Below are 20,132 nucleotides of genomic sequence, written 5' to 3' on the forward strand. Positions count from 1 at the left end.
GCATCGTGCCGGCGGCATCTGGGCCATCCGGGGCTGCAGGTCGCATCTGCGGAGATTTTTCCCGGAACAGACGGCGGATTGGCCGGTTCACCCAGGGTCAGCCACGCAAAGGACACGCCATGCAGCATTCAGCAGCCACGCCCGGGCGACCCCGGGCCATCCCCGCCATGACCCGTCCGGCCCCCGCCGCGGGAAAGGGGGGCGCATGACCGAACCGATGCTGTTCGACAGCTGGGCGGGTTTGTTCCGTGTTCTGGTGGTCGGCGTGGCGGCCTATGCGGCCCTGATCTTCATGCTGCGCGCCTCGGGCAAGCGGACGCTGAGCAAGATGAACGCCTTTGACCTGATCGTTACGGTGGCCTTGGGCTCGACCCTGGCGACGGTGCTGCTGAGTGCGACGGTGCCGCTGGCCGAGGGATTGTTGGGCCTGGCGCTGCTGGTCTACCTGCAATACGCCATCACCTGGCTGTCGGTGCGGTCGGCCCGCTTTCGCGATTTGATCAAGGGAGAGCCGTCGCTGCTGGTCCATGACGGGCAGTATCTGGACGGGGCGATGCGCCGGCAGCGGGTAACGCGTGAAGAGGTAGGCGCGGCGCTGCGCGAAAGCGGCCGGCAGGATCTGGAGGGTGTCGCCTCGGTCGTGCTGGAAACCGACGGCTCGATGACGGTGATCGGGCGCTGAGCTTCAGTGAAAGTCGCGGCTTGGAAACAGCCGCCCGGCCTGGTCGCGCGGATGGCGTGCGCCGCCCCGGATGCTGCCGCCGGCGGGGCGGCGCGTCTCGTCGGCGCGGCCGTCATTGGCCTCGATCATCCGCGGGCGACCAAGGGTCGTCAGCAGGGGTGACAGGTCCTCGATGTTTTCCGCGATCAGGTGGATCACCTGGCCATCGCGCTGGATGCGGCCCGTGACGCGCAGCAGGCGGCCGGTCACCACGGCCTTGCGGAAGGTTTCGTAGATCGCCTTCCAGACCACCACATTGGCCACGCCGGTTTCATCCTCCAGCGTCAGGAAGATCACCCCCGAGGCCGTGCCGGGCCGCTGCCGGGTGATGACCAGGCCGGTGATCGTGCGACGGCCCAGAACGCCGGGAAGGCGGTCATTAGGCAGGCTTTCGGGCAGGTCGGGCCGCAGCAGTTCCACCGGATGCGCGCGCAGCGACAGGCGCAGCGACAGGTAATCCTCGACCACCTCCTGGCTGAGGGTCATGCGGGGCAGGATGACCGGCGGCTCGACGATCCCCTCGCCCTCGGCGCCGAAGAGGGGCAGGGATTTGGGCTGGAGCAGCGCGCGCGCGGCCCAGAGCGCGTCGCGCCGTGTCAGGCCAAGCGCGGCAAAGGCATCGCCTTCGGCCAGCCGTTCCAGCGTGGCCGGGGGCACGCCCGCGCGGCGCCACAGGCTTTCGACGTCGGGATAGCCGTTCCCGCGCGCCGCCACGATCCAGGTGGCATCCTCGGCCCGCAGGCCCTTGATCTGGCGCAGGCCAAGGCGGATCGCCAGCTGGCCGTCGCTGCGGGGCTCCAGCGTGCAGTCCCATTCGGAATGGTTGGCCGAGACGGCCCGGATCTCGACCCCGTGGTCGCGCGCGTCGCGGACCAGCTGCGCGGGGGCGTAAAATCCCATCGGCTGGCTGTTCAGCAGCGCGCAGGTGAAGATCGCCGGATGGTGGCATTTCAGCCAGGCCGAAACATAGACCAGCCGCGCAAAGCTGGCCGCGTGGCTTTCCGGAAAACCATAGCTGCCGAACCCCTCGATCTGGGCAAAGCAGCGTTCGGCGAAATCCGCGTCATAGCCGCGCGCCAGCATTCCCGACACAAAGCGTTCCCGAAAGGTGCCGATGGTGCCCATGCGCTTGAAGGTGGACAGCGATCGCCGCAGCCGGTCGGCCTCGGCCGGTGTAAAGCCTGCGGCCACGACCGCGATCTGCATGGCCTGTTCCTGGAACAGCGGCACGCCATAGGTGCGGTCCAGCACCTCCATCAGCGCAGGGCCCAGGTCCTGGATGGGTTCGCGCCCCTGGCGGCGGTTGATGAAGGGATGGACCATCCCACCCTGGATCGGGCCGGGGCGGACGATGGCCACCTCGCAGACGAGGTCATAGAACTTGCGCGGCCGCATCCGGGGCAGAAAGTTCAGCTGCGCCCGGCTTTCGACCTGGAACACCCCCACCGCATCGGCGCGGCACAGCATGTCATAGACCACCGGGTCCTCGGCCGGGACATTGGCCAGAGTCAGGCGCTGGCCGCGATGGTCGGCCAGCATCGCGAACCCCTTGCGGATCGCGGTCAGCATGCCGAGTGCCAGGATGTCGACCTTGAGCAGGCCAAGCGCGTCGATGTCGTCCTTGTCCCATTCGATGACGGTACGGTCCTCCATCGCGGCATTCTCGATCGGGCACAGCTCGTCCAGGCGGCCGTCGGTGATGACGAAGCCGCCGACATGCTGGGACAGGTGGCGCGGAAAGCCGATGATCTGGCCGATCAGCCAGGCGGTCATGTGCAGCCGCTGGTCGCGCGGGTCCAGGCCCGCCTCGCGCATCCGGTCCTCGTCCGGCGCAGTCGAGGAAAAGCCCCAGATCTGCCCGGTCAGGCGCGCGATCACGTCCTGCGACAGGCCCATGACCTTGCCCACCTCACGGATGGCGGCGCGGGTGCGGAAATGGATCACGGTCGCGGTCAGCCCGGCGCGGTGGCGGCCATAGCGGTCATAGATCCACTGGATCACCTCCTCGCGCCGTTCATGTTCGAAATCGACGTCGATGTCGGGCGGTTCTCCGCGTTCCTTGCTGATGAAGCGCTCAAAGATCAGGGTGATGGATTCGGGCGGCACCTCGGTGATGCCCAGAAGATAGCAGACGACGGAATTCGCCGCCGAGCCGCGCCCCTGGCAGAGGATCCCCTGGCTGCGGGCAAAGGCCACGATGTCATGGACGGTCAGGAAATAGGGCGCATAGCCCAGATCGCCGATCAGCCGCAGTTCCTTGTCGATGCCGCCTTGCACCTTTTGCGGCGCCCCACGCGGATAGCGGAGGGCCAGCCCCTCGCGGGTCAGCCGCTCCAGCCGCTCCTGCGCGGTTTCGGTGGGACTGTCCTCGGACGGATAGCGATAGCGCAGGTCGTCCAGCCCAAAGGCGCAGCGGCCGGCGATCTCGACGCTGCGGCGCAGGGCGGCGGGATAGCGGTGGAACATGCGCGCCATGTCGCGTGCGGGCTTCAGGCGGCGTTCGGCATTGGGCAGGCGGTGACGACCGATGTCGTCGATGCGCAGGCCAAGGCGCAGGCAGGTGAGGACATCGGCCACGGGGCGGCGAAAGGCGCGGTGCATCAGAACGTCGCCCACCGCCACCAGCGGCAGCCCCGTCACCTGAGAGATCTGCGCCAGCCGGTCCAGCCGCCCCTGGTCCCGCCCGTCGTAGCGCGGCGCCGCGCCTAAGAAGGCCCGGCCGGGACAGAGCCGCGACAGCCGCAGCAGGTGGTCGCGCGCGCAGGCCATGTCGGGGGCGGGTCCGGCGGGGTCGGGCAGCGGGTCGGGGGGCAGGGCGATCAGGATCATCCCCTCGGCCCAGGCCTCTAGGTCCTCCAGGGTCAGGTGGCATTCGCCCTTGGGGGCCCGCGTCTTGCCCAGGGACAGAAGCCGCGTCAGCCGCGACCAAGCCGCAAGGTCGGTGGGCAGGGCCAGCCATTCGACCGGGCTGTCGGTCAGGACCAGCCGGCTGCCCGCAATCAGGCGGGGCAGGGGGGCGTCCTGCGGGGCCGGGGCGGCGGTAGGCGTGCCGCGCGTCAGCCGGCTGGAATGGTCCGTCACCTGCTGCGAGCGGATCAGGGGACCGTCCTGCGCGGCCTGCCGGTCGGCCAGGGCCTCGGCCCGCAGGCGGGTCAGTTCCTTCAGTGCCGAAAAGGCCCGCACCACCCCCGCGACCGAGTTTCGGTCGGTGATGGCGATGGCCTCCAGCCCCAGTTCGGCGGCGCGGGTGACCATCTCTTCGGGATGCGAGGCGCCGGTCAGGAAGGTGAAATTGGTGGTGACGCAGAGTTCGGCATAGCGTTCGGCCAATGCGGGAGGCGGTGCGGCGGGCGGAGCCTGCAGGTCTTGCCCCGGAGAGTGGCGGCCCAGATGGAAAGGGCGGTCCGGGGCGCTCATGCATATTCCCCCGCGATGTGCCAGGCGGGCGCCTGCGGGGTGTGGAACAGCCACAGGCGCGGGCCCTGCCGCGTCTCGACCTGCCAATAGTCGCGCATGCCGCTGCGCCAGTCCGGATCGTCCAGCCACCATTCCGGCGCGATCCGCTCGGGTCCCGAGGCACGCAGGGTGGTCAGCACGCGGCCCGACCAGCCGAAGCTGCCGGGTGGAGTGCCGCTGCGGGCCTGAGCCTGCAGGGGTTCGGGTCCGCCCAGCAGCAGCGGGCGCAGTGAGGGGGCGGGCCAGTCGCCCGGCCGACTGAAGGCCGCGGGCGCCAGCAGAAAGCCGCGTTCCGGCACCAGGCTGTCGGCCGGCAGCGGGCGCAGGATCGCGTCAAAACCCAGGCGGTTGCCAAGCCGCGACAGAAGGTCGGCCAGCGCATCCTGGTGCCGTTCCTGCGCGGTCAGGGCGATCTGGGCAGGGGCCTGCGCCTCGGTCAGGGGCGCGGTCAGGCGCAGCGCGTCGATGCCGAAGCCTGCGTCGATCTGCGACAGCACCGGGGCGAACAGGGGGGCGATGCGAGCCGGGTCGCGCATGGGGCGGGCCAGGCCGATTTCGGCCGTGGCGGTGGCGCGATCGACGCGCCGCAGTTCCAGCCGCAGGCGGCGTGCGCCGCGATGATGGGCAGCCAGCCGCGCGCACAGGCGTTCCAGCAGCCGCTCCAGCGCGGCCGCGACATCCGACTGCAGGCCGATCGGTTCGGGCAGGGTGATGCGGGTGCCGAAGAACGGGGTTTCGGTTTCGGCGTCCAGCGGTTCGGGCTGATGACCCAGAAGCTGGTCCAGACGCATCAGCAGCCCCTGGCCAAAGCGCCGCGCGAGGGGCGCGCGGGGCTGGGCGATCAGGTCGCCAATGCGGCAAAGGCCGGCACGGTCCAACGCCTCGGCCGTATTGTGGTCGACCCTGAGGGCCGCGACCGGCAGGGCCGTCAGGCGGGCCGAGACCTGCCCGGCGGGCAGGATGCCGCCGCCGTGACGCGCCATCGCATGGGCCGCGCCGCGCGTGTCGGCAATGGCGCTGATTCCGTCCAGCCGGGCGCGCAGCAGGCGGTCCTGCAGATCCTGGCACAGCGCCTCTTCGCCGCCGAACAGATGCGCCACCCCGGTGATATCGGCCGCCAGCCCCGCGCTGCCGTCCCGCGTCACCAGCGGGGAATAGCGCATCGCCCACCGGCGCAGGCCGGACAGGGCCCCCATCTCGGCCATCAGGTCGGCGGGGCGGGTGGTCAGGTCGGGGCAGATCGCGCGGGCGTCGGCCAGCGCCATGCCCCGCGACAGGCCCTGCGCCTCGGCCAGCGGGTCGAGGCAGTGCAGGTGATCGGAATTGCCCCGGCGCAAGGTCAGCGCAAAAGGCCCTTGGGCCGGGCTTTGCCGCAGGCTGGTCTGGCTGGCCAGCCTGGGAAACCAGATGCAAAGCAAGCGCCGCGCCATTCCAACCGTTCTGCCATCCTGATGTTCACGTTATGTTCTTATCCCCGATTTGAGGGATCAAGTCGAGTCCCCAACGGCCGTCCATCCGGACAGGTGGTTCCTTTTGGGAATTTCAGGAAGGTGATTGGCAGCGCCAGACCATGCATTTCCAATGCATCGACGCCACAGCGGAAAGGACCAGCGGGACCGGGAACCTGCCCGGTCAATGCACGGGCTGGTCGCGGCCTTACGACACCGCGGTCACCGGACCCTCGTGCTGATGCAGCGGCAGCATGGCGCGGCTGGCCATGGGGCCCAGAGCGCAGTCAAAGACGATGTCGGACCCCAGGCCAAAGAACCGGGTTTCAGGGCGCAGCGCGTCGGACAGGTGCTGGATGGGCGCGCGGCTGGTCAGGCCCTGCGGTCCCGCGCCGATGATCAGCGGCGCCACCGAAACCTGCAGCCGGTCCAGCAACCGGGCCTCCAGGAACCCGGCGATGGTCAGGCCGCCGCCCTCGATCAGCAGCGATCCCAGGCCCATGTCCCGCAGGCCCTCCAGGATGCGCGCGGGGTCCATCCGTCCCTCGTGCATCGGCAGGTGCAGGATCTCGACCCCTGACGGACGGGGACGCTCGACACCCTGGATGACAATGCGGCGCGTATCGCCGGCGGCCAGCACGGTGGCCTCGTCCGGCAGGCGGCCGCGCGGGTCGATGACGATGCGGGCCGGGTTCGGGCCGCTGCACAGACGGACGGTCAGGCGGGGATGGTCGTGCAACGCGGTCCGCACGCCGATCACCACGCCGTCCACCAGCGCCCGCAGCCGGTGCAGATGCGCCAGCCCGTCCGGCCCCGAGACGTCGCGCGCATCGCCCGAGGCCGTGGCCACCCGCCCGTCCAGCGACTGGCCGATCTGCGCCACCGTCACCGGACCCAGATCGCGGCGCGCGACGGGACCGTAAAGATCCAGCGCCGCCCGTTCGGCCGCCGTGAAGCGGCCGCAGCAGGCGCAGGCCTGTCCGTTGCGGACCGACAGGATGCGGTCCCAGACCCGCGATGTGACATCGACGCCTTGCATGGTTGGTCCTCTCCTCGTTCAGGTCGCGGCGGGCGGCAGCGCCAGCAGGTCAAGATGGCCGATCCGGCAATGGCTTCGGGGCGCCATCTTCTTGCGGGCCATGCCCCAGTCGGCGGCCATCGGGGCGCCCGCCTCGTCCGCGGCCCCGGCAATGCCTGCAACCAGGGCACGGTGCAGCGCCGCCTGGTCCGGGCCTATGCGCCAGGGGCTAGGCGCCGCGGTAACCGCGAACCCCGCATTGCGGAAGACGGCCAGCGCCTCGGACCCGGCCTCGGGGCCAAGCGCGGGTCCCAGCCCCTTGTCGCGACGCTGGTGGTCGTTGAAGGCGTGGGTGACCGGGGCATCCTCCGGCAGGGGCGGGTCCCAGGTCATTTCCCCGTCATAGGACAGCGCCGCATAGAAGGGCAGGCCCGCGTGGGACAGGCGCCGCGCCAGGCCGGCGATCCAGGCCGCCGGCATCAGGTCCAGAAGCGCCGAAGCCGTCACCAGCGTCACCCCGTCCAGCGGCAGCGCCTCCAGGTCGCGCAGGTCCAGCCCATGGGACGTGCTGCGCCCCGGCGCCTCGGTCCGGGCGATCTCCAGCAGCGCGGGGTCGTTGTCGACCAGATGCCAGCGCGCGTGATCCGGCAGATGCGGCCCCAGCGCCCGCAGCGTGGATCCGGTGCCGCAGCCCAGGTCCAGGATCACCGGGTCCGGCCCGGCCGCCCGCGCCGCCCGCGCCAGCATCCCGTCGTCGCGGGCTGCCCGGTCCGCCGGTTCGCGCAAGGCCAGCCACTCGGCCGAAAATCCCATGCCTAGAGGTCCCCTTCGAACCAGGCGCGTGCCATGTGGCTTTCATGCAGCGTGATCCGCAGCTTTTTCACGCGGCCGCCGTCCTTCAGTCCGCCCGCGCGCACCGTCGCGGCCATCTGGTCGAAGATATGCTTGCACAGGAATTCGGTCGTGGTGAACTTGCCGGCGAATTCCGGGATCTCGTCCAGGTTCTTGTAGCGCAGCGGCGCAAGCGTCGCGGCCAGCGCCTCGGTCGCAAGCCCGATATCGACCACCAGGCTCTCATCATCCATGACCGGGGCAAAGAAGGCCGCGTCGACGGTGAAGGTCGCGCCGTGCATTCCCTGCGCGGGCCCGAAGGTCGGCGAGGGGAAGGAATGCGCGATCATGATGTGGTCTCGGACTTCGACGGCGAACATTGGGGCTCCTCGAGGTGGGCTTTCGGTCAGTATCGGATGCGGTGGCACAGGGTGTCCGGGTCCGCCAGGATGCGGGGATAGGCGTCCGGAAGATCGCCAAAGGCGGTTTCCCCCGAGATCAGGACATCAAGCCCCGGATCGGCCAGCAGGTCCAGTGCCTTGGTCAGCCGGCGGCGATAGGTCCAGCGCGCCGCACGCTCCGGCGGCAGCGCCCCCACCTGCGAACTGACGATGCGCAGCCGGCGACTGTGAAAGGCGCCGCCCAGGGGCAGGGCGACGGGGGAGGTGCCGTGCCAGCTGGCCTCGGTCACGGTGGCCTGGGCGCCGGCGATGCGCAGCGCCAGGACCAGGCCGTCCTGGGTCGCGCTGGCGTGGATGACCGCATCCTGATCACCGGGCGCCGCGTCGGGCGCGCAAAAGCCGCAGCCGAGCGCCTGCGCCTGCGTGCGGCGCCCCGGCTGCGGGTCCACCACGGTCACCTCCGCCCCCGGCAGGCGCGCGGCCAGGGAGGCGACCAGCAGGCCGACCAGCCCGCCGCCCACCACCGTGATGCGGTCACCCGCCCCCGCGCCGCTGTCCCACAGGATGTTCAGCGCGGTTTCCATGTTCGCGGCCAGCACCGCCCGTTCGGGCGGCAGCCCCTTGGGCAACGGGATCAGCGCCTCGGCCGGCAGGCGGAATTCGGTCTGGTGGGGGTGCAGCGCAAAGATCGTCCGTCCGGCCAGTTCGCCCTCCTGTACCTCTCCGACCGCGGCATAGCCATACTTGACCGGAAAGGGGAAATCCCCCTCCTGAAAGGGCGCGCGCATCCGCTGGTATTCGCTGGCAGGCACCCGGCCTGCCAGGACCAGCCGCTCGGTCCCCCGGCTGATGCCGCTGAAGAGGGTGCGGACGCGAAGGCCGTCGCCCATGCGGCCGGGGCGGATCTGCACCTGGTCCGGAGCCATGCACCAGAGGGCCGGTGCGCTCATGCTTGCCTGCGTCTGGAACAGTCGGGGCTGCCGGCGTCCAGACGCGTCTTTCGACCGCCCATCCTGCCGAATATCCACGGAACCCACGCGTCGCCCGCCATATCGGATAAGGGAAAGACACGCATGGATCACCTTCTGCCCGAAGCTCATTGATAAATCAGCCTGACCACCCGACAGGCGACTGGCAAGGTTGCAGCCTGCGGTCCGACGTGACCGATTGTCGCGGAAGTTCGCGGACTTCGTCAACAGCCGGCCCAAAGAGCTGATGGACGGCCGCGGCCGGGCCGCCCTAGGATGGCCATAGGACGGCTTTGGGGGGATCATGCGGATACGGGTGCTTCGGGGACTGATCCGGTCGCTGGCGATCTATTACAACCCGCGGCGCATCCGGCAGCTGCGCCGGTTCTATCGGGGGCTTCTGCAGCCCGGTACGCTGGCCTTTGACATCGGTGCCCATGTCGGCAACCGCGCCCGCGCGATGCGGGCGGCCGGCGCGCGCGTGGTGGCCTGCGAGCCGCAGGAGCCCTTTGCCACCTTCCTGCGCCGCAGCCTGCCGCGCGATATCGTGCTGGTGGAAAAGGCCGTCGGCCCGGCCGAGACGATGGCGCAGATGGATGTGTCCTCGCTGCATCCCACCGTGTCTTCGCTCAGCCGCGACTTTGCGGCCCAGGCCGCGCAGGCGCCGGGCTTTGGCCACGTGCGCTGGGACCGGCGGCAGCAGGTGCGGATGACCACGCTGGACAGGCTGATCGCGCAGCACGGGCGGCCCGATTTCGTCAAGATCGATGTCGAGGGCTTCGAGGCGGACGTGCTGTCAGGCCTCAGCCAGCCGCTGCCGCTGCTGTCGGTGGAATACCTGCCCGCCTTTCGTGACCGGACCCTGGCGGTGCTGGACCTGCTGGCGGCGCTGGGCGACTATCGCTTCAACGCGGTCGCGGGAGAGGCGACAGAGTTTCTGTGGCCCGACTGGCGCGACGCCGGGGCCGTGCGGGACTGGCTGGCCGGGCTGCCGGCGGACGGAGGATCGGGGGACCTTTACGCGCGCCTGGGCTGATCCGCCTGCCGCAGCCGGGCGGCAAAGGCGTCGAACAGGGCGGGCGGGGCGGCCAGGACGGTGCCGCTGTCCTCGGGGCGCTCCTCGGGGGTCCAGCCCTCGACCCGGCAGCCGGCCTCGCGCAGCAGGACCAGGCCCGCCGCGATGTCCCAGGGGCGCAGGCGCCGCTCCCAGAAGCCATCGAGGCGCCCCGCCGCGACATAGGCCAGGTCCAGCGCCGCCGCCCCCATCCGCCGGACCCCGGCCGAACCGGGCAGGACGCGCGTCAGGTCCGCGGCATGGTCGGGGATATGGGGCATGTCGCCAAAGGGCAGCCCGGTCCCGAACAGCGCGGCATCAAAGCCCGGCGGCGGGGCGGGGTGGACCGGGCGGTCGTTCAGCCGCAGCCCCAGCCCCTGCGCCGCGGCGAAGGTTTCGTCCTTCAGCGGATCATGGACCACCCCCAGGACCAGCCGGCCATCGACCTCCAGCGCAACCGAGACCGCCCAATGCGCGATGCCGCGCAGGAAGTTCGTCGTGCCGTCCAGCGGATCCACGATCCAGCGGCGCTTGCCCTCCCGCGGGGCGGTTTCCTCGCCCAGCCAGCCATCCCCGGCGGCCAGCAGGTGGCGGCGCAGCAGGGCCTCGGCCTCGTGATCGGCCTGTGACACGAAATCCCCCGCGGCCTTGGCATCGATCACCAGCCGGTCCCGCGCCTGCCAGTGACCGCGCAGCAGCGCCCCCGCGGCATGGGCGGCCCGGATGGCCAGGTGCAGGTCGGGATGCAGGTCATCGGGCATGGGGTGGCTCCTGTTCGGCGTGGCGGGTCAGCATCTCAAGCACCACGCCGAGCGAGGCCGCCATATGGGCGCGCATCAGCGCCGCGGCCTGCGTCCCGTCCTGGGCCAGGACCGCCTGGACGATGGCGCGATGTTCGGCGCGGGAGCTGTCCATGCGGTCCGGCTGCGCCTCGAACTGGGCGCTGCGCCAGGGCATGCTGCGGCGATTGAGGTCGTCCAGCATCCCCGACAGCACCACGTTCTGGCCACCGCTCCGCAGGGCGTCGTGAAAGCGGCGGTTCACTGCGGCATAATCGGCCTCCGGATGCTCTCCCTCGGCCAAGATCGCCTCCAGCGCCGCGCGCTCGATCGGGGTCATGCGATGGGCAGCCAGGCTGGCGCAGAGCGCCTCCAGCTCTCCCAGGGCCTCGAAAAGGTCGCGCAGCACCTCGGGGCTCATCCGGCGGACCAGGAAGGCGCGGCGGGGGCCGCGTTCGACCAGCCCCTCGGTCGCCAGGCGGTGCAGCGCCTCGCGGGTGGGGGTGCGGGACACGCCGAAACGTGCCGCCAGCGCGGTCTCCGCCAGGGGATCGCCGGGGCGCAACTGGCCCGCCACGATCTGCCGCGACAGGGCGGCGTGGATCTGGTCGGCAGAGCGGGCGACAGTCATTGGCGGTCCTGTGATTGTATTCCGGTGCCACCTATATGTATACAAGACGAGGCGCAGGCGCCACGTGATTCCGCAGCAGGGGACAGGCGATGTCGAAGTTCGATTTCCTCTCGGGCCGCCGGCCGTCGACCTATGCGGCACGGGCCATGGTCGCCACCTCGCATCCGCTGGCGACGGCAGCGGGCCTGGCGGTCCTGTCGGAGGGCGGCAATGCCGTCGATGCCGCCATCGCGGCCAGCGCCGTCCAGGCGGTGGTCGATCCCCTGATGACCGGGATCGGCGGCGACTGCTTTGCGCTTTATGCGCCGGCAGGAGGTCCGGTCCGGGCACTGAACGGGTCCGGCCGCGCCCCGGCCGCCGCCACGATCGAGGCGCTGCAGGCGGCAGGCCTGACCGACCACATCCCGCAGATCAGCCCGCATGCGGTGACCATCCCTGGCGCCATTTCGGCCTGGTGCCGCCTGCACGCGGACCTAGGCAGCCTGCCGCTGGCGCGGCTGTTCGCGCCGGCCATCGCCTATGCGCGCGACGGTTATCCGGTGACGCCGCGCGTGGCCCAGGACTGGGCCGAGGCGGCAGCCGTGGTGGCGGGCGATGCGCATGCGGCGGCGCTGTTCCTGCCCGGCGGCCAACCGCCCGCCGCAGGGGCCCGGCACGCGCAGCCCCTGCTGGGCGACCGCCTTGAGGAGATCGCGGCCGAGGGGCCGGCGGCTTTCTACCAGGGCCGGACGGCGGCCCGGATGGTCGCGCATCTGCGAGCCTTGGGCGGGCTGCATACGGAACAGGATTTCGCCGAAGCCACGGACGGCGCCGAATGGGTGACGCCGATCAGCGCGACCTATCGCGGCTTTGAGGTCCACGAATGCCCGCCGAACGGGCAGGGGCTGGCGGCGCTGCTGATCCTGAAGATTCTGGAAGGGTTCGACATGGCCGGCCTGTCCCATGCCGACCGCGTGCATGTCGAGGCCGAGGCGACCAAGCTGGCCTATCACCAGCGCGACGTGCTGCTGGGCGATCCGGACCACTGTCCGGGCCTGGCCGAGGCGCTGCTGTCCGACCGGGCCATCACCGCCCTGCGGGCGCGCATCGACATGACCCGCGCCATGGCCCCCGCGCTCTGGGACGAGCCGCCGCATCGGGATACGATCTACCTCTGCGTTGTTGACGGGCAGGGGAACGCGATCTCGTTCATCAACTCGATCTTTCACGGCTTTGGGTCGGGCCGGCTGGACCCCGCGACGGGCGTGCTGTTCCAAAGCCGCGGCGCGTCCTTTCGGATGATCCCGGGCCATCCGAACGCCATCGGCCCGCGCAAGCGCCCGATGCACACGATCATTCCCGGCATGGTCACGCAGGCCGACCGGGTCGTGATGCCCTTTGGCGTCATGGGCGGGCAGTATCAGGCCACGGGCCACGCGGTCTTCCTGTCGGCGGTGATCGATCGCGGCCTGACCCTTCAGCAGGCGATGGACGAGCCGCGCAGCTTTGCCACCGACGGCGTGCTGCAGGTCGAGCCGACCATGCCCGCCGATGTCTGCGCCGAGCTGGAACGGCGCGGCCATGTCCTGAAACGCCTGGCCGGCCCGACGGGCGGCGCGCAGGCGATCCGCATCGACACCCTGACCGGCCTGCTGGAGGGCGGGTCGGACAGCCGCAAGGACGGCATGGCCTTGGGCTGGTAAAGGAGCCGCAAGATGAGCGCATTTCTGAAACGCATCGGGATCGACAGCTATATGCTGATGCTGCTGGCGACCGTAATGCTGGGCCTTGTGCTGCCCGCGCGCGGGATCGCGGCCGAGGGGCTGGGCCATGTCACCTATTGGGCCGTGGCGCTGCTGTTCTTCCTTTACGGGGCCAAGCTGGACCCGGCCTCGGTCAAGGCGGGGATGCTGAACTGGCGGCTGCAGGGGCTGACCTTTGCCGCGACCTATGCGATGTTCCCGCTGCTGGGGATGGGCTTTGCGGCCGTCTTTGGCGGGCTTCTGGGGCCGCAGGTGACGCTGGGGCTGCTGTTCCTGTCGGTGCTGCCCTCGACTGTGCAAAGCTCGATCGCCTTTGTGTCGATCGCGGGCGGCAACGTGCCGGCGGCGATCTGCGCGGCCTCGATGTCGAACCTGATCGGCGTGGTGCTGACCCCCGCGCTGGTCGCGCTGCTGCTGCATGCGGGCGACGGGCAGATCAGCATGGATGCGGTCCTGCGCATCGGTACGCAGATCCTGCTGCCCTTCGTTCTGGGCCAGCTGCTGCGGCCCTGGATCGGCGCCTTTGTCCGCAACCGCCGCAGGCTGACGCTGGTGGTGGACCGGGGCGCGATCCTGCTGATCGTCTATTCGGCCTTCAGCGCGGGCACGGTGTCGGGCCTCTGGGCGGCGATCCCGGCGGCCAGCCTGATCACCCTGATCGCGGTGGTGCTGGTGATGCTGGCCATGGTCTTTGGCCTGATCGCGGGGGCGGGGCGGCTGTTCCGGCTGCCGGGCCCGGACCGGTCGGTCCTGTTTTTCTGCGGCTCGACCAAAAGCCTGGCCTCGGGTCTGCCGATCGCGGCGGCGCTGTTCCCGGCCGCGACGGTGGGGGCGACCGTCCTGCCGGTCCTGGTCTATCACATGGCGCAGCTGTTGATCTGCGCGATGATCGCGCAGCAGGGCGCGCGCCGGAACCGGACGGCGCTGGTCTCCTGATCCGGAGGGCCGCCGGATCGTGATCTTCTGGGGAACCAGCCGCAACCCATCACGTTGCCTTGAACCCAGCACAGGTGGTTCAAGGAGCCCTTCATGGCGCAAAGCCCCGCAGCCAGGTTGACCGTCAATGGCCAATCTCAAGATTATTCCGGAGACCCGCGGCGCAGCCTGCTGGATTTCCTGCGCCTCGACCTGGGGCTGACCGGCACCAAGAAGGGCTGCGATCACGGACAATGCGGGGCCTGCACCGTCATCGTGAATGGCAGGCGCATCAATTCCTGCCTCAGCCTGGCGGTCATGCATGACGGCGACGAGGTAACCACCATTGAGGGGATCGGGTCGCCCGAGGCCCTGTCGGCGCTGCAGCGCGCCTTTGTCGCCCATGACGGGTTCCAGTGCGGCTATTGCACCCCGGGCCAGATCTGCTCGGCCACCGCCATGCTGGAAGAACTGCGTTCGGGCTGGCCCAGTGTCGTCACCGACGAACTGGCCGGGCTGCCCCGGCTGGAGAATGACGAGATCCGCGAAAGGATGAGCGGCAACATCTGCCGCTGCGGCGCCTATGACAACATCGTCGCGGCCATCCGCGAGGTGATCGAGACCGGGGCCGCGCGATGAGGGCCTTTTCCTATGCGCGTGCGCAGTCGCTGCAGGATGCGGTCGGCCATTCCGGCTGCCTGATCGCGGGCGGCACCAATCTTCTGGACCTGATGAAGCTGGAGGTCGAGACGCCCGAGGCGCTGCTGGACGTGACCCGCATCGGGCTGGACCGCATCGAGCCGCAGGGCGAGGGGCTGCGCATCGGCGCGCTGGTCAGCAATTCGGACTGCGCCGCCGATGATCGGGTCCGTCAGGACTGGTCGGTGCTGTCGCGGGCAATCCTGTCGGGCGCCAGCCCGCAGTTGCGCAACAAGGCCACGACCGGCGGCAATCTGTGTCAGCGGACCCGCTGCCCCTATTTCATGGACAACCATTCGCCCTGCAACAAGCGGCAGCCCGGCTCGGGCTGCGCCGCCATCGGCGGGGTGAACCGCAATCACGCGATCCTGGGCGCGTCCGAGGCCTGCATCGCCACCTATCCAGGCGACATGGCCGTGGCCCTGGCCGCGCTGGAGGCGCAAGTGGAGCTGGAGGGTCCGGGGGGCAGCCGTCAAGTCTCGGCGCGCGACTTCCATCGGCTGCCCGGGGATGATCCGTCCCGTGACAACGTTATGGAGCCGGGCGAGGTCATCACCGGGGTCACCCTGCCGGCGCCGATCCGGGGGCAGCACATCTATCGCAAGGTGCGGGAGCGGTCCTCCTATGCCTTTGCACTGGTTTCGATCGCGGCAGTGCTGCGGATGGACCAGGGTCGCATCGCCCATGCGCAGCTGGCCTTTGGCGGTCTGGCCCACAAGCCCTGGACCGACCCGCGCGTCGAGGAGTTGCTGGTCGGCGAGCAGCCCGGTCCCGCCCTTTTCGCCAAGGCGGCCGACATGCTGCTGGAGAACGCCCAAGGCCAGGGCGGCAATGATTTCAAGATCCCGCTGGCGCGCCGCACCCTGGCCGCCGTGCTGGCCGAAGCGACCGGAGAATAAGCGCATGTCCGTGACCTATGACCGCCCCGACCAGCGCAACCTGCTGGACCAGACCCGCCAGGGCGTGATCGGCCAGCCGCTGGACCGGCCCGAAGGCCCGCTGAAGGTGGCGGGCAAAGCGACTTATGCCGCCGAATATCGCCGCCCCGCCTGTGCGGAGGGGGTTCTGGTCGGCGCGCAGATCAGCAAGGGCCTGGTGACCGGCATCCACCGCGACGCCGTCTTGTCGATGCCCGGCGTGCTGGGCGTCTATTCCACCCACGAGATGCTGCGCCGCGCGGCGCAGGGCGGTGCGGGCGAGGCGCCGATGCAGGATGTCCACCATGTGGATTTTCCTGATCAGCCCGTCGCGCTGGTCGTGGCCGAAACATTCGAGCAGGCGACCGCCGCCGCCAAGGCGCTGCGGATCGATTACGACGACCAGTCGGACACGGCGCGGCTGCTGCCGTCCGCCGAGGCCGCGGAACCCGCCAAGGAGCCGGTCGAGGCCGGCGACCTGGAGGCCGCCCTTAAGGAGGCGGCCCATGTGGTCGATGTCACCTATACCACGCCCGGCCATGCCAGCGCGGCAATGGAGCCGCATGCGGCGATCGCCGAATGGGACGGCGGCAAGCTGACCTTGCACGGCAGCCTGCAGATGGTGGCCTTCAACGTCAAGGAACTGGCCGACAGTGTCGGGGTCGATGCGGAAGACGTGCGGATCGTCTCGCCCTATGTGGGCGGCGGGTTCGGCTCCAAGCTGGGCATCTCGCACGAGGCCGTCGCGGCGTCGATCGCCGCCCGCGAACTGGGGCGTCCGGTGCGGGTGGTCATGAGCCGCCAGCAGGTCTTCGAGGCCATCATGCGGCGGTCGGAGACCGAGCAGCGCGTGCGGCTTGGCTGCGACGACCAGGGCCGCCTGACCGCGCTGGCGCATGAGGCGCTGATCTCGAACCTGCCCGAGGAGGAGTTCGCCGAGCCGGTGACGCAGGCGACCGAATTCCTTTATCGCGGCGACAACCGCCGTCTGGCCATCCAGATTTCCCGGATCAACCGGCTGACGGCGGGTTCGGTGCGTGCGCCCGGCGAGGCGGTCGGCATGCAGGTGCTGGAAGCCGCGATGGACGAACTGGCCGTCAAGCTGCATCTGGACCCGGTGGAGCTGCGCAAGCGCAACATGCCCGACGTGGTGCCGGGAGAGGGCACGCCCTATTCCTCGCGCCGGCTGGTCGAGGCGCTGGATGCGGGGGCGCGGTCCTTTGGCTGGAACCAGCGCCATCCGCTGCCCTGCCAGCGCCGCGAAGGCGAATGGTGGATCGGCATGGGCATGGCCTCGGCCGCCCGCGTGAACATCCTCAAGCAGGCCGAGGCGCGGGTGACGCTGCGGGCCGACGGGTCGTTGCTGGTCGAAAGCGACCAGACCGACATCGGCACGGGCAGCTATGCGATCCTGGGCCAGATCGCGGCCGAGATGCTGGGCCAGCCGATCGAGCGGACCGAGGTGAGGCTGGGCGACAGCAGCCTGCCTTCGGGTGCGGGTTCGGGCGGCAGCTGGGGCGCCAGCTCTACCGGGTCGGCGGTCTTCCTGGCCTGCGAGGCGATCCGCGCCGTGCTGGCGCGCAAGATGAACTGCAGTCCCGACGACCTTCTGATGCAGGACGGCAAGATCTGGGCCGAGGGCACCGATCCCCGTTCGGTGACCGAACTGCTGGAGGGCGACTTGGCGCAAGTCGGCCGGATCGAGCCCGGCGAGACGTCGGAAAAGGTCAAGCAGGCCACCTATGGCGCCTTTTTCTGCGAAGTGGCCGTCAATGCCTTTACCGGAGAAACGCGCATGCGCCGGATGACCGGGGCCTTTGGCTTTGGCCGCGTGCTGAACGCCAAGACCGCACGGTCGCAATGCCTGGGCGGCATGGTCTGGGGGATCGGCAGCGCCCTGATGGAGGAATTACATTTCGACCATCGCGACGGCCACCTGGTGAACCACGACTTGGCCGAATACCATGTGCCGGTCCACCGCGACATCCCCGAGATGGAGGTGATCCTGCTGGAGGAGCGTGATGCCTATGCCTCTCCCATCCAGGCGAAAGGCGTGGGCGAACTGGGCATCTGCGGCGCGGCGGGCGCGATATCGAACGCGATCTACAATGCCTGCGGCGTACGGCTGCGCGACTTTCCCATGACCCCCGACAAGCTGCTGGCTGAACTGCCCGACCCCTTCGCCCGCGTGACCTGACACTTCTGCCGGGCCGCTGGCCCGGCCCGAACGACCGAAAGGTGATCCGATGTCCGAAGACCAGAACCCCGAGGCGATCCGCGAAATCGAAGGATATGACGGCCCGGTCGGCGGATGGGGATCGGCCAAGGGCATCGTGGCCGTGGGCCGCACCGCCCGCAGCACCCCCGGCGCCCTGGAGACGCTGCGCCGTCAGAACAAGCCCGGCGGGATGATGTGCGTGTCCTGTGCCTGGGCCAAGCCGCCGAACCCGCACCCGGCCGAGTTCTGCGAGAACGGGGCCAAGGCGACGCTGTGGGACCTGACGGTTTCCCGCTGCGGGCCCGAGTTCTTTCGCGACCACACGGTCAGCGAATTGGCCACCTGGACCGAGTTCGAGCTGGAGCGCGAGGGTCGCCTGACCCATCCCCTGCGCTATGACGCAGGCAGCGACCGCTATGTCGAGGCGACGTGGGAAGAGGCGTTCGACACGATCGGGGCCGAACTGCGCAAGCTGGACCCCAAGAAGGTGACCTTCTACGCCTCGGGCAAGGCGGCGCTGGAGCCGTCCTTCCTTTACGGACTTTTCGCCCGGGCCTATGGGCATACCAACCTGCCCGACAGTTCGAACATGTGCCACGAAACGACCTCGGTCGGGCTGAAGAAGGTGATCGGCTCGCCCGTGGGTACCTGTGTGCTAGACGATTTCGACCATTGCGACATGATCATCCATGTCGGCCAAAACCCCGGCACCAACAGCCCGCGCATCCTGCATCCGCTGCAGAAGGCCGTCGAGCGCGGCTGCTGCATCGTGGCGATCAACCCGCTGCGGGAAAAGGGTCTGCTGGAGTTCGCCAACCCGCAAAGCCCCTGGCAGATGACCGTGGGCGCCCCGACCGAGATCGCCGACTGCTACCTGCAGGTCCGGGTCGGCGGTGACATCGCGGCGCTGACCGGCATCGCCAAGCATGTTCTGGCGCTGGAGGAGACCAATGGCGGCGTGCTGGACCATGATTTCCTGCAGACGCATTGCGCCGGGCTGCAGGACTGGATGGACTGGGTCAGCGCCACGCCCTGGGACCGGCTGGAGCAGGTCAGCGGCCTGACCCGGGCCGAGATGGAGCGCATCGGGGCGCATTACGCCAAGGCCAAGGCAGTCATGGGCATCTATGGCATGGGCGTCACTCAGCATGTCCACGGTTCGGACGCGATCGGGGCGCTGGTCAATTTACTGCTGCTGCGGGGAAATATCGGTCGCGAAGGGGCGGGCTGCTCTCCGGTGCGCGGACATTCGAACGTGCAGGGCCAGCGCACCGTCGGCATCACCGAAAAGCCCAAGCTGGTTCCCAATGACACGCTGCGCGACCTGTTCGGGATCGAGCCGCCGACCGAGGAGGGCTGGAACACCACCACCTTTGTCGAGGCGCTGCTGGAGGGAGAGGCGCAGGGCTTTGTCGGCCTTGGCGGCAACCTGGCGCGTGCCGTGCCCGACCAGGACCGCGTGGCGGAGGCTTGGGGGCGGATGCCGCTGACGGTGCATGTCGCTACGCGCCTGAACCGCACACATCTGATGCCGGGAAAGTCGTCCTGGATCCTGCCCTGCCTGGTGCGGGCCGAGGAGGACCTGAAGGGACGCGAGAACCAGCAGGTCACGATCGAGGACAGCTTCAGCCATATCTATGGCTCGATCGGCAAGCGGACCCCTGCGGCGCGGACATTGAAGTCCGAAGTGGATATTGTCTGTGGCCTTGCGGCCGCGACGCTGCCCCCGAACCCCAAGCTGGCCTGGGACGTATGGGCCGGCGATTACAGCCGCATCCGCGCGCTGATCGAGGCGGTCTACCCTGATGATTTCCGCGACTTCGAGGGGCGGATGAACCAGCCGGGCGGGTTCTATCGCGGCAACCCGGCCCGCGAGCGCGAATGGAAGACCGAGACGGGCAAGGCCCAGTTCACCGTGCCCGCCGATCTGGACGCAACGGGCCTGGGCGAAACCCCGGGGATCTATCGCTTGGTGACGTTGCGGTCGAATGATCAGTTCAACACCACCGTCTATGGCATGTCGGACCGGCTGCGGGGGATCGAAGGCGACCGGATGCTGATCATGATGTCGCCTCAAGACATGGAGGCCGAGGGGCTGAAGCCCGAACAGCGCATCGCCCTGCAGGGTGCGGCCGAGGACGGGATCTCCCGGAGGGTCGGGGGATTGCGCGTGCTGCCCTATGACCTGCCGCGCGGCTGCATCGCGGGCTATTTCCCCGAACTGAACCCGCTGTCGCCCTTGTCCCGTCGCGACAAGCTGTCCGACACGCCCGCCGCCAAGGGCATTCCCGTGCGGCTGGAGGCCTGATCCGGGGACCCCGCCGGCGAAGGCCC

Annotated in this window: 16 protein-coding genes; 8 read left to right on the plus strand and 8 right to left on the minus strand. The window is 69.5% G+C overall.

Annotated elements, in window-relative coordinates:
- The first annotated feature begins 205 nt into the window (after window positions 1-205).
- Entirely contained in the window at window positions 206-682 is a 477-nt protein-coding gene (locus ACZ2G3_RS05540; protein ID WP_470398205.1) for a DUF421 domain-containing protein, read from the plus strand.
- A 3-nt stretch (window positions 683-685) separates the two neighbouring features.
- Here the strand turns inward: ACZ2G3_RS05540 and ACZ2G3_RS05545 are convergent, their stop codons facing one another.
- The 6 genes from ACZ2G3_RS05545 to ACZ2G3_RS05570 all read right to left on the minus strand — a co-directional run bounded on the left by ACZ2G3_RS05545 (window position 686) and on the right by ACZ2G3_RS05570 (window position 8,825).
- Window positions 686-4,138, minus strand: coding sequence for an error-prone DNA polymerase (locus ACZ2G3_RS05545; RefSeq protein ID WP_470398206.1), 3,453 nt, complete (start codon window positions 4,136-4,138; stop codon window positions 686-688).
- Entirely contained in the window at window positions 4,135-5,595 is a 1,461-nt protein-coding gene (locus ACZ2G3_RS05550) for a Y-family DNA polymerase (protein WP_470398208.1), read from the minus strand. The genes ACZ2G3_RS05545 and ACZ2G3_RS05550 overlap by 4 nt, the downstream gene beginning before the upstream one ends.
- Before the next feature lie 238 nt (window positions 5,596-5,833).
- Entirely contained in the window at window positions 5,834-6,664 is an 831-nt protein-coding gene (locus ACZ2G3_RS05555; protein WP_470398210.1) for a RibD family protein, read from the minus strand.
- An 18-nt stretch (window positions 6,665-6,682) separates the two neighbouring features.
- Window positions 6,683-7,456, minus strand: coding sequence for a class I SAM-dependent methyltransferase (locus tag ACZ2G3_RS05560; protein WP_470398212.1), 774 nt, complete (start codon window positions 7,454-7,456; stop codon window positions 6,683-6,685).
- Between the two features lie 2 nt (window positions 7,457-7,458).
- On the minus strand, window positions 7,459-7,854 hold the full coding sequence (locus ACZ2G3_RS05565; RefSeq protein WP_111299338.1) for a 6-pyruvoyl trahydropterin synthase family protein: 396 nt from the start codon (window positions 7,852-7,854) through the stop codon (window positions 7,459-7,461).
- Window positions 7,855-7,880: 26 nt separating this feature from the next.
- Window positions 7,881-8,825, minus strand: coding sequence for a zinc-dependent alcohol dehydrogenase (locus ACZ2G3_RS05570; RefSeq protein WP_470398214.1), 945 nt, complete (start codon window positions 8,823-8,825; stop codon window positions 7,881-7,883).
- Window positions 8,826-9,159: 334 nt separating this feature from the next.
- Between ACZ2G3_RS05570 and ACZ2G3_RS05575 the strand changes: the two genes are divergently transcribed.
- Window positions 9,160-9,879, plus strand: a complete 720-nt coding sequence (locus ACZ2G3_RS05575; RefSeq protein WP_470398215.1) for an FkbM family methyltransferase — start codon at window positions 9,160-9,162, stop codon at window positions 9,877-9,879.
- Here the strand turns inward: ACZ2G3_RS05575 and ACZ2G3_RS05580 are convergent.
- Window positions 9,861-10,658 carry an inositol monophosphatase family protein gene (locus ACZ2G3_RS05580; protein WP_470398217.1) on the minus strand — a complete coding sequence of 266 codons (798 nt, stop codon included), beginning with the start codon at window positions 10,656-10,658 and terminating at the stop codon, window positions 9,861-9,863. The genes ACZ2G3_RS05575 and ACZ2G3_RS05580 overlap by 19 nt on opposite strands.
- On the minus strand, window positions 10,648-11,307 hold the full coding sequence (locus tag ACZ2G3_RS05585; RefSeq protein WP_470398219.1) for a GntR family transcriptional regulator: 660 nt from the start codon (window positions 11,305-11,307) through the stop codon (window positions 10,648-10,650). The genes ACZ2G3_RS05580 and ACZ2G3_RS05585 overlap by 11 nt, the downstream gene beginning before the upstream one ends.
- An 89-nt stretch (window positions 11,308-11,396) precedes the next feature.
- Here ACZ2G3_RS05585 and ACZ2G3_RS05590 point away from each other — a divergent pair, with 89 nt between their 5' ends.
- From ACZ2G3_RS05590 to ACZ2G3_RS05615, 6 genes are all read left to right on the plus strand, one after another.
- Window positions 11,397-12,989, plus strand: a complete 1,593-nt coding sequence (locus ACZ2G3_RS05590) for a gamma-glutamyltransferase family protein (protein ID WP_470398221.1) — start codon at window positions 11,397-11,399, stop codon at window positions 12,987-12,989.
- A 12-nt stretch (window positions 12,990-13,001) separates the two neighbouring features.
- Window positions 13,002-13,985 carry a bile acid:sodium symporter family protein gene (locus ACZ2G3_RS05595; protein WP_419267315.1) on the plus strand — a complete coding sequence of 328 codons (984 nt, stop codon included), beginning with the start codon at window positions 13,002-13,004 and terminating at the stop codon, window positions 13,983-13,985.
- A 93-nt stretch (window positions 13,986-14,078) separates the two neighbouring features.
- Window positions 14,079-14,603: a 2Fe-2S iron-sulfur cluster-binding protein gene (locus ACZ2G3_RS05600; RefSeq protein WP_419267316.1), complete on the plus strand. Its 525-nt coding sequence runs from the start codon at window positions 14,079-14,081 to the stop codon at window positions 14,601-14,603.
- Window positions 14,600-15,562 carry an FAD binding domain-containing protein gene (locus ACZ2G3_RS05605; RefSeq protein ID WP_470398223.1) on the plus strand — a complete coding sequence of 321 codons (963 nt, stop codon included), beginning with the start codon at window positions 14,600-14,602 and terminating at the stop codon, window positions 15,560-15,562. The genes ACZ2G3_RS05600 and ACZ2G3_RS05605 overlap by 4 nt, the downstream gene beginning before the upstream one ends.
- A 4-nt stretch (window positions 15,563-15,566) precedes the next feature.
- A complete protein-coding gene (locus tag ACZ2G3_RS05610) occupies window positions 15,567-17,777 on the plus strand; it encodes a molybdopterin cofactor-binding domain-containing protein (protein WP_470398224.1) in 2,211 nt (736 codons plus the stop codon).
- A 49-nt stretch (window positions 17,778-17,826) separates the two neighbouring features.
- Window positions 17,827-20,106, plus strand: coding sequence for an FdhF/YdeP family oxidoreductase (locus tag ACZ2G3_RS05615; RefSeq protein ID WP_470398225.1), 2,280 nt, complete (start codon window positions 17,827-17,829; stop codon window positions 20,104-20,106).
- Window positions 20,107-20,132 lie beyond the last annotated feature (26 nt).

The sequence above is a fragment of the Paracoccus sp. KKT209 genome, from assembly GCF_055635455.1.

Bases quoted from the DNA above. Each gene is read 5' to 3' on its own strand.
- ACZ2G3_RS05590 (WP_470398221.1), top strand. From the start codon at position 11,397: ATGTCGAAGTTCGATTTCCTCTCGGGCCGCCGGCCGTCGACCTATGCG.
- ACZ2G3_RS05580 (WP_470398217.1), bottom strand. From the start codon at position 10,658: ATGCCCGATGACCTGCATCCCGACCTGCACCTGGCCATCCGGGCCGCC.
- ACZ2G3_RS05585 (WP_470398219.1), bottom strand. From the start codon at position 11,307: ATGACTGTCGCCCGCTCTGCCGACCAGATCCACGCCGCCCTGTCGCGG.
- ACZ2G3_RS05565 (WP_111299338.1), bottom strand. From the start codon at position 7,854: ATGTTCGCCGTCGAAGTCCGAGACCACATCATGATCGCGCATTCCTTC.
- ACZ2G3_RS05610 (WP_470398224.1), top strand. From the start codon at position 15,567: ATGTCCGTGACCTATGACCGCCCCGACCAGCGCAACCTGCTGGACCAG.
- ACZ2G3_RS05605 (WP_470398223.1), top strand. From the start codon at position 14,600: ATGAGGGCCTTTTCCTATGCGCGTGCGCAGTCGCTGCAGGATGCGGTC.
- ACZ2G3_RS05560 (WP_470398212.1), bottom strand. From the start codon at position 7,456: ATGGGATTTTCGGCCGAGTGGCTGGCCTTGCGCGAACCGGCGGACCGG.
- ACZ2G3_RS05555 (WP_470398210.1), bottom strand. From the start codon at position 6,664: ATGCAAGGCGTCGATGTCACATCGCGGGTCTGGGACCGCATCCTGTCG.
- ACZ2G3_RS05615 (WP_470398225.1), top strand. From the start codon at position 17,827: ATGTCCGAAGACCAGAACCCCGAGGCGATCCGCGAAATCGAAGGATAT.
- ACZ2G3_RS05595 (WP_419267315.1), top strand. From the start codon at position 13,002: ATGAGCGCATTTCTGAAACGCATCGGGATCGACAGCTATATGCTGATG.
- ACZ2G3_RS05570 (WP_470398214.1), bottom strand. From the start codon at position 8,825: ATGAGCGCACCGGCCCTCTGGTGCATGGCTCCGGACCAGGTGCAGATC.
- ACZ2G3_RS05545 (WP_470398206.1), bottom strand. From the start codon at position 4,138: ATGAGCGCCCCGGACCGCCCTTTCCATCTGGGCCGCCACTCTCCGGGG.
- ACZ2G3_RS05600 (WP_419267316.1), top strand. From the start codon at position 14,079: ATGGCGCAAAGCCCCGCAGCCAGGTTGACCGTCAATGGCCAATCTCAA.
- ACZ2G3_RS05540 (WP_470398205.1), top strand. From the start codon at position 206: ATGACCGAACCGATGCTGTTCGACAGCTGGGCGGGTTTGTTCCGTGTT.